We start from the raw sequence: 13,253 nt of genomic DNA on the forward strand, positions 1-13,253 counted from the left end.
AATATTAACGAATTGGCCGGATGAAAAGTTTGTATTTTAACACTTTTATCGAATATACAACCGATAACAAAGAGGATTTACAATAAATTTTAATAAGAGATAGAGTGCATACTCTCTTTGAGTGGATGCATTTCTGCATAACTATTTAAGTTATATTCAGGCTAGCGGTCGCTTCTTTAGGGATAATTTAGTATTGAGTGTTCATCAGAGCCAACGAACCCTTTATGCTTTCATATTTGTCAACTCAATGATGGTTGGCAAGTGTAGTTAGTTGGAGGTGATCCCAGCTCCAATAACTTTGACTGGTATTTTTAATCCCTCCAACCCAATAGCATTGTTTCGCTCGTATTAAGCCTTCCAAACACTGCTTGCCAGCCTCAGTGATACGGACGCTTTGTTCCCACCAGTGCCTTTCACGTGACTCAATCGTGATCAAAGGTGTTTGACACTGTGCTAGAGGGAGGAGTAACGCGTAAAACATCACGTCTCCTAGGTAAGGAAGAGGTTCTAGTTGTTGATATTGCTCAAACCAATCTTTGATGGGAATTGAACGATTTTGCGAGCTCAAGACCTTTAGTGCGAGGTGTTGTGTCAAGCTCAATCCAGTTTGTGAATTAGGTAACTCTTGCAAATGGCGTTTAAGCACGTTGAATATATTGGGCAAGCAATCCAGGTTATGCTGCTGAATCAAATTAACTATGGAAATAGGTGTCGGTGATGTAATAGCGTGCCAACACCGTTTAGCCTGACTGAATAATTTTGCTGTCACAGGTTTACGGTATCGCCAACAAGAACGAATAGCTTCTTCAGGCAACTGCCCAAAGCCGATGAATCGTTCAGTGCCCGGGAACTGGTTCAACTCAATGATCTCTATCACTTTATTCTCTACATTCTCTAACTGTGTTAGAGCACGAATTAGCATCAATTGATCATAACTGTCATGTTCGACCCAAAAGACGATTCGTTCAAATACATCACTTTGCAACAGATCGAGGTTTGATTGTTCCAATGTGACTATATCTTGAACCGAGTCTTCACGCTTCATCACAGGCAGCAGAGTCTCTACGACATATTGGGCACGAATGGCAAGGAAGTTCTGCGGTGTTGCTGGTATGGGGCCAATACAAAGCGGATCGATCAGGGCTAAAAATGTCCCTTCAAATCCACTGGTTTTAAGCTGTTGTTGTATATCGTGACCGCAACGAACGTGTAGCGTTTTTACTTTCGCATCTAGGGGCGGTTTTTGTTGTTTGATGGCTAGTTTGTGCGCTTCTAGCTCTTCGACATGAGCTTTTAGTTTACTCCAACTGGATAAGCCAAGTTCTCTTGCGAGTGCATGTTGAACGTCAGCCAATTGAATTGTATTGGGAGCCAAAGATTCTGGTTTGGAGTGAAATCGCTTAACTAACTCCAACGTGGCGTCATCGTATAGGCGGATAGCTTTGAGCCTTTTTTTAGCAATGGATTTTTGCTGATTGATATTGATCGAGAAGCTATTTGTAGAGTTCATATTTCACCTTTCTTATTTCTTCCACACTCGCCTATATAGAAGCAAAAAAGAAGGTAAAAACAGATTGTGCCTGCTAAACCAAGCAGGTGAGGATATTGCCGTGAACCGAGTTCTTTCCGCGAGTGTTGGGTGCTTTAGGCATGAGCAGAGTGATAGTAGGTGGTCGCTATCCTTCGTGCAACCTTTTGTGAGAGTGTAGCGTCACAAAATGGCCGTTTCTCTATATTTAGGGAGAATCAATAGCCGATAACACTAGCGATTCAACTCAATACCACTGTTGCTAGACTCGAGTTTCTACACTTTTGAGTAAAGTACGATAAAGCGCTTGAGTCGCAGGACCACTTTTGGCTCCTTTGGGCAAAGTGAGGTGCAGCGCAACTTGATATTGATGGGAGTGTTCGATCTCCAATACGTTAATTTTATCGCTCTTGCGGGTTGCGACTAAGTGCGCTGGTAGCCGACAAAATCCAGCGCCTTGCTCTACGGCGTGAAAAGCGTGGTCGAAGTTATCGACGGTAATACGCTGACGTGCGCGTAACCAACCCACATCTCTTTTCGTTTTGTCTGAATCACCTAAGTCACGGATGACAATTTGGCTGGTGGTTGCAAAATCGTCGATGGAAACATGCGGCTTTTTAGCGAGTGGATGGTGTGCTGCGATTACAGGCAGCATGGTTGTTACGCCAAATGCTTCGGCAGGGTAGTTGGTTATCGGTAAGTTGATGATTGCGATGTCAGCGAGCTCATTTACGACCATTTCGGTTGTTTTGCTCAGTGACGTTTCAACCACTTGAACGGAGGTCGTGTTGTTGTCCTCCAAAAATTGACTGAGTGGTGCATAAAGCCAACAAGGGTCACAAAGATGATCTATTGCGACCGTGATTTGAGATTCCACCCCACTTTTTAACTGCTCGCTGATGACTTCTAGTTCCCGCGCTTGTTCAAGCATGGATTGTGCACGACGCAGTATGGTTTTGCCGTGCTCTGTCAAACCCGCTTTGCGCCCTCGTACTTCGATAAGTTGAATACCAAGTTGGTCTTCTAACTTCCTCACCGAGTAGATCAATGTGGTATGGCTCTTGTTGAGCAGTAAAGCTGCGGATTGAATGCTGCCTTCTTGATTAATCGCTTGTAGCGTTTGCCATTGTTCTAAGGTCGTTTTTAGTCTCATGAGTCAATTTTTTAGACAGTTAATGGCGAAATTATGAACTTTTCTGTCAGTTTTATAAAGGTAATAATCTTGTCATCGAAAACGAGTCAATAAGAAGAGGAGACTCAAGATGGCGAAATTATTGCAAGTTGATTTTGAATTTCATGGTCCGTTTGGTGACGAGATGTCGAATGCTCTGGTCGACTTAGCTAAGTCGATTAACCAAGAGCCGGGCATGATTTGGAAAATCTGGACGGAAAGCGAAAAAGACAAACTCGGTGGTGGTATCTATCTTTTTGAAGATGAAGCCACGGCGCAAGCTTATCTCGAAATGCATGCCGCACGCTTACGAAAAATGGGCGTAGTCGAAGTACGAGGTCAAATTTTCGATATCAATGTGCCGTTAACGACGCTCAATCAAGGGCCTATTAGAGGATAAGGAGATGATGACCAACCGCACTTTTCTAACCGTTCATGGTGTCGTATATACGGTATTCGCTTTTGCGTTGTTTTTTGTACCAACCATAATGTGGCCGATGTATGGAGTACAAATTAACGACCAGTACGCGCTGTTTTTATCGCAGCATACTTCGATCTTTTTAGGTGGAATCGCAGCGGTGAGTTTGATGTTACGTAATGTGGAATCAGGGCATACTGCGAAACAGCTGTTTAAAGCATTATTGATTACTAATGGCTTAGGGGCAGTGATTACTACCTATGCCGGCATTATCGGAGTATTTGTCGGTTTTGGTTGGAGTGACCCAATATTCTTTGTCTTGCTTAGTTTGATTACGTACAAGCAATTAAGAGTGCAATAGAAAAAGCCCTGCTGTTTCTAGCAGGGCTTTGTCATATTTGGTTTAATTAGCGATCTAAATTCAAGTTATGATTCGCTTTTGTACGCGTAGTTATAGTAGCCGTATCCATAGCCGTATGAGTTAGATGCTTTTTTCTCAACTGCATTGAGAATCACACCTTTAACTTCAACGCCTGATTGCTCGAAGCGACCTTGCGCGACTTCAATCTCCTTCAAAGTCGTTTGATCAAAACGAGCGACCATCAGAGTTGTTCCTGCAAGCGCGCCAACAATGCTTGGGTCGGTAACTGCGAGTACAGGCGGCGTATCGATGATGACTAGATCGTATTGTGCAGACATCTCGTCAACAAAGCTCTTGAAGCGAGGGTGCATAAGAAGTTCTGACGGATTTGGTGGTACTTGGCCGCGAGTCACAACATCTAAATTATCAATGGATGTAGATTTAATGATGTTGCTAAGGGATGTCTTACCGCTCAAGTAATCAGAAAGACCGTTGTCCCAACGTAGACCGAAGCATTGCTGCAAATAACCTTTACGCATATCCGCATCAATAAGCAGCACTTTCTGACCGGTTTTCGCAGCGACGGCCGCAAAGTTGGTCGATACAAATGTTTTGCCGATAGATGGTGCAGGACCTGAAATCATAAGAACGTTATTCTTCGCTTCCATCATTGCAAAGTGCAAGCTAGTGCGAAGACTACGTAGAGCCTCAATGGAAAGATCGGCTGGGTTAGCTTCCGCTAGAAGGACTAGCTCATTGTTGCTGCCTTTGTTGCGCTTAAGCTTGTTTGCAAATTCCAGTTGTTGAATAGATTTTGGAACGCTTGCGTAAACTGGCATGCCAATCTGTTCAATTTGATCTGGTGTTTCCACACCACGGTGGAATGCTGCACGAATTAATACGAAAGCAACGCCTGCCATACCGCCAAGCAGTGTTGCTAGCACAACGATAAGCGCTTTTTTCGGCTTAATTGGCTTAGAGAAAGATTGAGCGTTATCTAAGATTCGAACGTTGCCAACTGTTCCGGCTTTAATAATGTTGAGCTCTTGAACCTTGTTCAATAGTTGGATGTAGATTTGTTGGTTTACTTCTACATCGCGTGTCATACGTAGAACTTCACGCTGTGTTTTCGGTAACTTTTGAACTTGTTTATTAAGACGTTCTTTCTCTTTTAGTAGTGTTTCACGTTTATCAAGTAGCGACTTATAAGCTGGGTGATCCTGTGTGAAGCGTTGGCTGATCTCACTTTCTTTGAATGTAAGCTCATTTAGCTGTGCTTCTAACTCAACCATTACTTTCAGCGTTGACTGAGCTTCAAGGCCTAAATCGATAGATTCATTTTCTTGACGGAATCGATTTAAAACGTCTTCAGAAGCGGTCAGTTTTGTTTTGATGTCTGGGAGGTGACCTTTCAAGAACTCGAGGCTTTGCTCTGCCTCTGCAGAATTTCTTTGAACGTTTTGTAAGAAGTAGTTTTGGCTAATGTCGTTCAAGATATCTTGAATCTTAGCGCGGTCTTCACCAGAGAAGCTTAAAGATATAATCCCGGTTTGCTTACCACGTTCGCTAATCGATAAGTTTTCTTGAAGTTTATTAATTGCATCTAATTTACTGATTTTGCTGACCGTGAATGAGTCACCAGTTTGAGCCACAAGTTCAGTCGCCAAAAATTGGTATCCATTCTTCTCAAGCAGTTCACCAACTTTACCTTCTAAAATGACGTTATTGTCATCTTCTAAGAGCCTGAACGTCTGTTTTTCAGAATCAATAACTTCAAGAGTTAAAGGAACGCCAACTGCGTAAGAAGGAGCATTAAATCGTGAAACGCTCAGACTGATTTGCTCACCTTGTAGTCGAGCTAGGCCTTTACCAATAATTGGCATGTAGTTTGGAGAAACGACAGTCGTTAAGTTGAACTTATCAACAGTACCGCCCAAGATCATACGAGATTTGATGATCTCTATTTCTGTTGTCGCTGATGATTCTGCTGAAAACAGCTCTCCCATATCACCAACCATCGCTGAAATACCACCTGAACTCTTACTTTCGATTTGGATAAGAGCGTCAGCTTTATAGATAGGTGTTGATAGAATGGCAACGCCGACGCCTATAATTGAAAATAGGACTACGGTACATAGAATGAGCCATTTGGCATCGAGAATGATCCCAAATAACTTTCCCAAATCGATCTCATCGTCGGCTTGACGTGATTGCTTAATAGTTTGTGTTGTCATTACTTTAACTTCTTAAATACCTTGCCATTGGCGTTTATTTAGCCTTGCGGCTTATAGTTTTTGAGACCACGCTTTTGCTGCTTTTTCTATAAGCGTATATGCATGTTCGAAAGCTTCTCTACTTTGTCTGTATGGATCAGGGATGTTTTGTTCATTTATCCACTGTCCAAACAGCATCGTTTTACCTCGTGCCTCAGGAGCGATTTTGGTTAAGGCTTCTAAATGACCTTTTTCCATAACCAATATCAGATCGTATTGAGCGCAAAGCTCAGGTGTTAATTGTCGTGCTTCGTGTCCATCTAAGCTTACGCTATGTTCGTTCGCGATAGTGGTTGCCATCTCGTCAGCAGCTTTTCCCGTTAGATGGCTCTTATCTACTGCGATTCCTGCTGATGCGACATGTTTGTTTGGTAGTAAAGACTGCAAAAGCCGCTCTCCTGTTGGAGAGCGGCAAATATTACCGACACAGACGACAAGAATATTAGAAAACAAATGCTTACCCTACTTTAAATTGTATGCTTATGATCTCAACTGAATTGCTGGCTTCTTTATATTGCGCAATTGAGCTGAGTAGCTATCGATTACGTGCCGCAAGAGATAAGTTTCTTGCGGCACGTTGTTTTACGGCCAAGTGCGTACTCGTAGTACACCTTCAGTTAGTTCATTAAAGCCGGAAATGGTTGGAACGAGCTGAGCAATCACACGATTCCAACGACTAACAGGTGCAGCCGTCACATAGACTATGTCGTAAGGGTTGAGATCAAACTCAGTACCAATCACCAAAGCAGAAGCGTCAGAAACATCTAGCTGATAAATGTCCGCCATTTTAGCTTCTTCTTTTGAACGTCTGATGACAAACACACCGGTAGCATCTGCGGAGATTTCACTGATACCACCAACGCTGCTAAGAGCCTCAGTAAGGCTCATGCCGCTACGATCAATTTTGAGTAATTTCGGATCGTTAACCTCGCCCATAACAAATACTTTTTGCGCATCGTTTCGAGGAATATGAACAATATCACCAGGCTTTAGAAGGCGGTTTTGAGTTAAATCGCCTTGTTGCATCAGAGCATACAAAGAGACGTTTTCAACAACGCCATTGCGTGTCAGTGTCGCATTACGCCAATCAGCCTCGGCAGCCAGTCCGCCAGCTCTATTCACAGCATCTAGAAGTGTAAGGGGGATGTTTGTAATTGGTTGTTGTCCTGGCTTGTTAACTTCGCCAGTTACATAAGTCTTTTTAGAGCGAAATGCCGCAACGCTTACATCGACCTGTGGGCTCTCAATGTATTTTGCAAGGCGGCTTGCAATGTCTGCACGAATCTGACGTACGTTTTTGCCTTCAACATGTACGACACCTATGTAAGGGTAGAAGATCGTGCCATCCGAATGCACCCAGTTACCCGCTTCGGCTGAGCTTCGGTATGAGCCCGCTGGGATCGTTAGCTCTGGGTGATCCCAAATAGTGATATTTAGGATATCGCCAGGTCCTACTTCGTATTCATATTTTGCGATTTCAATATCTAACTCTGGGTTTGGTTTTGAAAAAGGGTCCACTGAATTTAAAGACGTTACGCGCTCCAAAGTTAAGGGATAAACGGTAACCTGAGACTCTATATCACTCGATTCAGTGCTCATGACTGTTTTGTCACTGACCGAAAGGTGGCTACCAGGCAAAGTACACCCTGTAAGAAGGATTGGAAGTACTGATATCCCCAAAAATTTATTAAATGTGTTCATTGGTTTATAACTACCGAAAGAAAGTTTGCCGACTGAAATTGATTCATTCTAATTGAACTGAGTTTCATCAATATTGACGATTTACTGCAGTTTTAAGCCTTTAGAAAGCGAGTCCATTCAGAATTATTTGTGTAATAAACACTCCAAATGGCTGCTAGCGACTTAGAGCTCTTAGTTTTATTAATGAAGGTGTGAAAATCCGACCCACAAAAAATAGTCAACTATTATCCATCTGGTTGCAATAAAGGCAACAAGTTACTCGAAAAAATACTGACGAATACATGACAAAATTGTGTCTATTTAGCGTTATTGAGATGAATGCATGATTTTGCACAAGCAAACAGGCAGTAATGTGAAAAAACTCATGCCAAAGTTGTATGCATCCTATTTACACTATTATGCAACTGCCGTTATGCTTCGTGTTGCGGTCGGATATAACAACAAATATTGGAGCTAATTTTGAAAATCAAACTTTTAACGGCAAGTGTGGCTGCTGTTCTACTAGCAGGTTGTGGTAGTGACAGCGATCCTGAGGTAAAAACATACTCAGTACAGGCTTATGATCCAGCTGTTATCGGCATGGAAGTATCTTATGACTGTGGTGGAGACTTAAAAGGTCAGGCTGATGAGCTAACAACAAACTATGAAGGCATGGTTGGTAAAGCTCGCATTAGCCATATCGACGTAGTGAGTGCACCAGGTGAATGTACTTTCACATTGAAGCATACTGATAAGAGTGTAGATGCATCTAACGGAAAACCTATTACGTCTGATTACAAGATTCCTAAAGGTCTTGCCCAAGCTGACTCTTTAGTTACAGGTTCTCCATTTACAACGTTGGTAGCTAACTCTCTAGATGACGGAGAGGTATACTCATCAGATACTGCTGAAAAAGTATTTGCCAATTTAGGTATCGATATCAATGCAAGTGGTAAAACAGTTGACGAAATCCTTCGTGATACAGAGTCTGTAGTTGCTAACCTTCAAAGTGAAGGCGGCAATAGTGAACTTGCTACGAAGCTAGTTGCTACGGCAAATATCGTGTCTGATATCATTAAAGCGAACCCAACAGCTGCACCTGAAGCCGTGGCTGTAGCTGCAAAATCAATGGCAGAAGAAGTGATTGCGAAATACCCGCATTACCCTAAAGCAGGCGCGGATTCTGAAGAAGTGATTTACGTAGAAATCTCTGAAGAAGATACGAAGAACGTTGTTGAGCAGGTTGAAAAAGACATTGCTGCAGGTAAGCCTGTAGACCAAATCAAACCTACCGTTCCACCAGTTCCAGATGCGAAGCCTGGTAAGCCAGTTGATCCGGTTGCTCCACCATCAGGCGGTTCAGGCGGTAACTAAGCAAGTTTTTGCTGATAAATTCTAAAGGCCTCTTCAGAGGCCTTTTTTGATCCTATCGTATTGTAGTCATCACCTTTTAGTGAGCCCTTTTCTGTTTAAGTAAGGCAGGATGTGCGGACGTGATTCGCCAGCCAGTTTACTGGTGACTTCTTGTGACCAAGTACTCTGTTTTTGATTGCTCGAACGGTTTGCATAGTAGTTTTGCATAGTTTGGTCATACGTCTGAATATCATCCAAGCTTAGGTCTTGATACTGATTTTCATGCACCACGACATGCTTAGGTAGGCGAGGTTTTACTTCAGGGGCTTGATCTGGATGACCAAGACACATACCAAATAAAATGGCGGTATTTTTAGGTAAACCTAATAATTCGTCTACTTTTTGGGCATTGTTTCGTAAACCACCAATATACACACCTCCTAGTCCCATCGACTCCGCCGCAAGCAAGCAATTTTGTGCCATGATGCCCGAGTCTACAGCGCCTATTAGCGTTAACTCGGTAAAATCAGCTTGAACATCTGGGTTGATACTGGCGTGGCGCTGGTAATCAATACAAAACACCAAAAACTCAGCCGCGCTTTCAACGTACCCTTGATTTCCGGCATATTGAGCTAATAGCGTACGTTTTTCTTTGTCGGTCACGCGGATAATTGAAACGACTTGCAACATGCTTGATGAGGACGCCGCAAGGCCGGCTTGAAGAATGGCATCTAATTGTTCGCTCTCAATCGGTTGTGAGGTGAATTTTCGAATTGAGCGGTGATTGAGAATTGTTTGAATCGTGCTGTTCATGGTGACTTAACATCCCCTGTTACGTGTAAAGGCTGAAGACTCACCTTAGCGACATTTGATGAGTCGGTAAACTATCTCAAAAGAAAAACAATGCTTGGCGCATAAGTGTGAAGGCGAATCGAGAATACATCACTCGTTCTGTTTGAGAGCGTATATACTGTTTTTAGAATCAATAATTTAAATGCAGTGGAAAATATGAAAGAACTCATTGTTCATACAGTTACGGTGTTTATGGGCTTCTTTGCCATCATGAACCCTATCGCCAATATTCCCATCTTTTTGAGTTTAACTGCTGATGAAGATAAAGAAACCATCCGTTCCATTGCGCTTCGCTCGGTTTTTATTGCATTTATTATCATCGCGATATTTTCTATTGCCGGTAAGTTAATTTTTGATTTGTTTGGTATCACGCTTTATGCATTGCGAATAACAGGCGGTATTTTGGTGTTTTTGATAGGTTTTAACATGCTTCAAGGTGATTCGACGCATCAGAAAACCAAAGAGAAGGCGTATTCACCAGCTCAGCAACGGGCGGCATTGAGTATTGCAGTGTCTCCACTGGCGATGCCAATATTAGCTGGGCCTGGAACGATTGCTACCGCGATGAACTTTGCGACAGCGGGTGGTTTCGATCAAACCATTATTACTATCGTTTCTTTCGCTGTCCTCTGTGTGATCACCTATGTACTGTTTTTATTTGGAGACAAATTGGTCAAAGCGGTTGGACCAAGTGCTCTAAATGTTGTGACTAAAATGATGGGCTTAATTCTAGCGGTTATTGGTACTCAAATGTTCATTGATGGCGCGGGCGAAGCCTATAAAACGGTTTTCTCCTAGATTTCTCTTAGACCTTGCCACCTTGGTTAAGCCCGCAATTACATTTCTAACGGGTACGGATTTTTTGAACTTTAGTTTTCATTTTCTAAGAGAGAAATAAATAGACTTCACTATTTCAATAATAAGAATATTCAATTGTTGTGATTGCACGAATTTCATTACTCTTTTGGCAAGGAGAATGGGGGAAATATGGCAACAAAAGCAATTGTAGTAGAAGGTGGCGCGATGCGAGGCGTCTTCGCAAGCGGAGTGTTAGATGCGTTTTTAGAGCAGAGTTATAAACCGTTTGATTTTGCAATCGGTGTATCTGCTGGTGCATCAAATTTGATTGGGTATTTGACCGACTACCCGCATCGCAGTATTAACGTCATTACTAAGCTGGCCACAAGTAAACGCTTTTTTGACCCGACTCGCTTCGTTAAAGGTGGGGACCTCATCGATGTGAAGTGGTTGTTTGAAGAATCTAATCGCTTGTATCCCGTCGATGAAAATAAACTGTTTAATGGCGTTCCTTTTCTCGCAGCGACAACAAATGTAGATACAGGGCAGGCAGATTACTATCGCGTGACACGTGATAATTTTCACCATGCGATTGAAGCGACAACAGCATTACCGATTGCCTACAAGCATACCCCTTGTTTTTCTGGCGGTTGTTATACCGATGGTGGGGTCGCTGACTCTATACCAGTGCGTGAGGCTTATCGTCGAGGGGCTCGCGACATAACCGTAGTACTCTCTCACCCGCTGAATTATGCCAAAAAGCCAGTTAAGACCACATGGCTGATGAAGAAACTGTTTGCGGAGCACCCCAAAATGGCGGGTGCGATGTTAAGACGTGCAGATAACTATAATCAATCATTAGAGTTTATTCGTAACCCTCCACCAGGAACACATGTTAGGGTAATTGCCCCACCAGATAATTTTCATGTTCAGCGCTTATCAATGCGACAATCCGTTTTACTAGAAGGGTATGAAATGGGGCTGATTGAGGGGCGAGCGCATCTCACTAGTTTATCTGGTGTTCATGGTTTAGACCGGGAAAATTGTCATTTTTGCGTTTGATTATAAAAGAGCCTCATAGTGAGACTCTTTTGCATAACGTTCAAAGGGTGATTTAGTTGACTTTATCCCAAGCCATCTCCCAGTGTGAACCTATTCCAGGCTCGTAATGGTTTGCGCTTTCTTTCCACTGCATACAGTAACCAGAGTATGGGAAAGGTTTACATTGATAAATGCCCCCGTCGCTGGCAAGCACTTTTGTGCCCGCCGTGTAGCTAGATAGTCCTTCAGGGAAGACAAAATCGTACTCATCAGATGGTGGTGGAGTAACTGACTCTTCTTTTAAGTGAAAGTCGAGTGTTTGCTGATCCACCAAGTTGCCATCTTTATCCTTAATACGTGTTACGAGCATATGGTGACCCGGCTCCGATTTACTTAAAGCGAGCGATATCGCCTCTACCGAGCCGTCTTTCATTTCGTTTGCCCAACTTGCAAGTGGTTCGCGATGGTGATTGTAAACGGTGAGTTCTGCATTTAAATCGCCTTCAGCAGTTAGTGTCAGATCCAACGTTGTCGGTGTTGACTCAATGATATACTCGTCTGCTAAGCCATCTACTGTGAGTGAGTATTCTGGGACAGGAGTTTCAATGTTATAGCCGATCTCTACTCGCTCAAGGCCGCTATTTGCTTGCAGATACACCGGATTAGTACCATAAACAGGAGTGAATTTATCCTCTGCATACTGCCCGGCTTGCAGTTTTGCTTGTTCTTGGTTTAGCTTAGTCGCGAGTGCGTAAGACCAGTTTTTCGCTTGGCCCATTGCTGCATCGGTAATTTCTAGTTCAGTTCTATACGCCACGTTTTCACCTGCTTGATCAAATACGCGTGTATAAACCGAATCCCCAATATTTAAATCCATTGTAGGAATAATTTGACCGCCTTGCTTCCAATCTGGAATAACGGGACTGTCACCATCAAATTTCACATCGATCACGTTATAAAATGAGGCTGCAGTGTCGCCAACATCTCATACTGCCAGGATGACATGGTATCCCTCGCGAGTAGGCACATTACATTGATGGCTTACCTGTTTCGGGGGTTGAACCATATTGCCGTCGACGACACAGAAAGGAGTTAGATCAAAAGAGTCTCGTGATAGTGAAGCGTTTGGGTTCCAATCAGGCTTGGTGATGTAATATTTCCAGTCGCGCGTCACGTGGTTAGCGGTAAATGTCCATTCAAAAGGTTGTGTACCTGCTTGAATAGGGCGTTTTACCCAACGGTCGGCAGTTTGCTCATCAAGGGCAGCTGCTAAAGCGGTTTCGGCACTCGCTATTTTACCATCGCGAGGCCCTGTTTCGGGAAAGCCATCAGGGCCTTCAACGCTTTGCGGTTCATATTGAATCGCACCGCAGTTATTATTTTTTTCGTTAGTATCTGGCGATGGATACTTACATAGTGCCGAGCGACTTGCAGCGACACCACCATTGGTTTCTGATACATAACCGTGAGCCGCAGCACCTGAGCTAATGCTTGCAAGTGCTAACGCGAGTACGGATTTGGTTGGAAATGATTTCATCACATGTCCTCTGTTATGGCTGACAAACTAATGTCACACCCCGGCGCATGCTGAGCATAAAGCAACGCTACAGAAATTGGACTTCTGTAACACTGAGTCATGGTAACCCCGCTATCATGAGCATTCTTTTAGATTTTTAAATGCTGACAGACCGGAAGCTTTGCGTCCCACCCTTTCGAATGGTTTGCCGAAATGTGATTGAGCAGCCAAAATTTAGCTTAAGAATTTACATGTGGAAAAG

General features: G+C 43.2%; 11 protein-coding genes, 1 pseudogene and 1 riboswitch. Of the genes and pseudogenes, 5 read left to right on the forward strand and 7 right to left on the reverse strand.

What is annotated here, in order from left to right:
• Positions 1-244: 244 nt before the first annotated feature.
• A complete protein-coding gene (locus R7E78_RS02800) occupies positions 245-1,510 on the reverse strand; it encodes a DUF1835 domain-containing protein (protein WP_042521728.1) in 1,266 nt (421 codons plus the stop codon).
• Between the two features lie 280 nt (positions 1,511-1,790).
• Entirely contained in the window at positions 1,791-2,681 is an 891-nt protein-coding gene (locus R7E78_RS02805) for a LysR family transcriptional regulator (RefSeq protein ID WP_042521726.1), read from the reverse strand.
• A gap of 109 nt (positions 2,682-2,790) precedes the next feature.
• Here R7E78_RS02805 and R7E78_RS02810 point away from each other — a divergent pair, with 109 nt between their 5' ends.
• A complete protein-coding gene (locus tag R7E78_RS02810; protein ID WP_005374871.1) occupies positions 2,791-3,099 on the forward strand; it encodes a monooxygenase in 309 nt (102 codons plus the stop codon).
• Positions 3,100-3,106: 7 nt separating this feature from the next.
• Entirely contained in the window at positions 3,107-3,478 is a 372-nt protein-coding gene (locus tag R7E78_RS02815) for a hypothetical protein (RefSeq protein WP_017634450.1), read from the forward strand.
• A 65-nt stretch (positions 3,479-3,543) separates the two neighbouring features.
• Here R7E78_RS02815 and R7E78_RS02820 read toward each other — a convergent pair whose 3' ends face one another.
• The 3 genes from R7E78_RS02820 to R7E78_RS02830 form a co-directional block, all read right to left on the reverse strand.
• Entirely contained in the window at positions 3,544-5,712 is a 2,169-nt protein-coding gene (locus tag R7E78_RS02820; RefSeq protein ID WP_005374875.1) for a polysaccharide biosynthesis tyrosine autokinase, read from the reverse strand.
• Positions 5,713-5,763: 51 nt separating this feature from the next.
• Positions 5,764-6,204: a phosphotyrosine protein phosphatase gene (locus R7E78_RS02825; protein ID WP_031780905.1), complete on the reverse strand. Its 441-nt coding sequence runs from the start codon at positions 6,202-6,204 to the stop codon at positions 5,764-5,766.
• Positions 6,205-6,333: 129 nt separating this feature from the next.
• Positions 6,334-7,452 carry a polysaccharide export protein gene (locus R7E78_RS02830; RefSeq protein ID WP_017820139.1) on the reverse strand — a complete coding sequence of 373 codons (1,119 nt, stop codon included), beginning with the start codon at positions 7,450-7,452 and terminating at the stop codon, positions 6,334-6,336.
• A gap of 459 nt (positions 7,453-7,911) precedes the next feature.
• Here R7E78_RS02830 and R7E78_RS02835 point away from each other — a divergent pair, with 459 nt between their 5' ends.
• Positions 7,912-8,805 carry a hypothetical protein gene (locus R7E78_RS02835; RefSeq protein ID WP_047102404.1) on the forward strand — a complete coding sequence of 298 codons (894 nt, stop codon included), beginning with the start codon at positions 7,912-7,914 and terminating at the stop codon, positions 8,803-8,805.
• A 69-nt stretch (positions 8,806-8,874) separates the two neighbouring features.
• Here R7E78_RS02835 and nfsA read toward each other — a convergent pair whose 3' ends face one another.
• The gene (gene nfsA / locus R7E78_RS02840) at positions 8,875-9,597 is read right to left on the reverse strand and encodes an oxygen-insensitive NADPH nitroreductase (RefSeq protein ID WP_170893944.1); all 723 of its coding nucleotides are present in this window, start codon (positions 9,595-9,597) and stop codon (positions 8,875-8,877) included.
• A 195-nt stretch (positions 9,598-9,792) separates the two neighbouring features.
• Here nfsA and R7E78_RS02845 point away from each other — a divergent pair, with 195 nt between their 5' ends.
• Both R7E78_RS02845 and R7E78_RS02850 read left to right on the forward strand, forming a co-directional pair.
• Positions 9,793-10,434 (forward strand): MarC family protein, encoded by a 642-nt coding sequence (locus R7E78_RS02845; protein ID WP_005374889.1) that lies wholly within the window; start codon positions 9,793-9,795, stop codon positions 10,432-10,434.
• A 189-nt stretch (positions 10,435-10,623) separates the two neighbouring features.
• The gene (locus tag R7E78_RS02850; protein ID WP_047102402.1) at positions 10,624-11,496 is read left to right on the forward strand and encodes a patatin family protein; all 873 of its coding nucleotides are present in this window, start codon (positions 10,624-10,626) and stop codon (positions 11,494-11,496) included.
• 52 nt (positions 11,497-11,548) lie between these two features.
• On the opposite strand, the pseudogene gbpA reads toward R7E78_RS02850, so the two are convergent.
• A pseudogene (gbpA, locus tag R7E78_RS02855) lies at positions 11,549-13,012 on the reverse strand (N-acetylglucosamine-binding protein GbpA).
• Positions 13,013-13,110: 98 nt separating this feature from the next.
• Positions 13,111-13,211: riboswitch (cyclic di-GMP riboswitch) on the reverse strand.
• Positions 13,212-13,253: the final 42 nt, after the last annotated feature.

The organism is Vibrio sp. YT-19(2023), assembly GCF_033337395.1.

Excerpts from the sequence above, each read along its gene's own strand:
- R7E78_RS02810 (WP_005374871.1), top strand. The coding sequence starts at position 2,791 with ATGGCGAAATTATTGCAAGTTGATTTTGAATTTCATGGTCCGTTTGGT.
- R7E78_RS02815 (WP_017634450.1), top strand. The coding sequence starts at position 3,107 with ATGACCAACCGCACTTTTCTAACCGTTCATGGTGTCGTATATACGGTA.
- R7E78_RS02805 (WP_042521726.1), bottom strand. The coding sequence starts at position 2,681 with ATGAGACTAAAAACGACCTTAGAACAATGGCAAACGCTACAAGCGATT.
- R7E78_RS02830 (WP_017820139.1), bottom strand. The coding sequence starts at position 7,452 with ATGAACACATTTAATAAATTTTTGGGGATATCAGTACTTCCAATCCTT.
- R7E78_RS02800 (WP_042521728.1), bottom strand. The coding sequence starts at position 1,510 with ATGAACTCTACAAATAGCTTCTCGATCAATATCAATCAGCAAAAATCC.
- nfsA (WP_170893944.1), bottom strand. The coding sequence starts at position 9,597 with ATGAACAGCACGATTCAAACAATTCTCAATCACCGCTCAATTCGAAAA.
- R7E78_RS02845 (WP_005374889.1), top strand. The coding sequence starts at position 9,793 with ATGAAAGAACTCATTGTTCATACAGTTACGGTGTTTATGGGCTTCTTT.
- R7E78_RS02850 (WP_047102402.1), top strand. The coding sequence starts at position 10,624 with ATGGCAACAAAAGCAATTGTAGTAGAAGGTGGCGCGATGCGAGGCGTC.
- R7E78_RS02820 (WP_005374875.1), bottom strand. The coding sequence starts at position 5,712 with ATGACAACACAAACTATTAAGCAATCACGTCAAGCCGACGATGAGATC.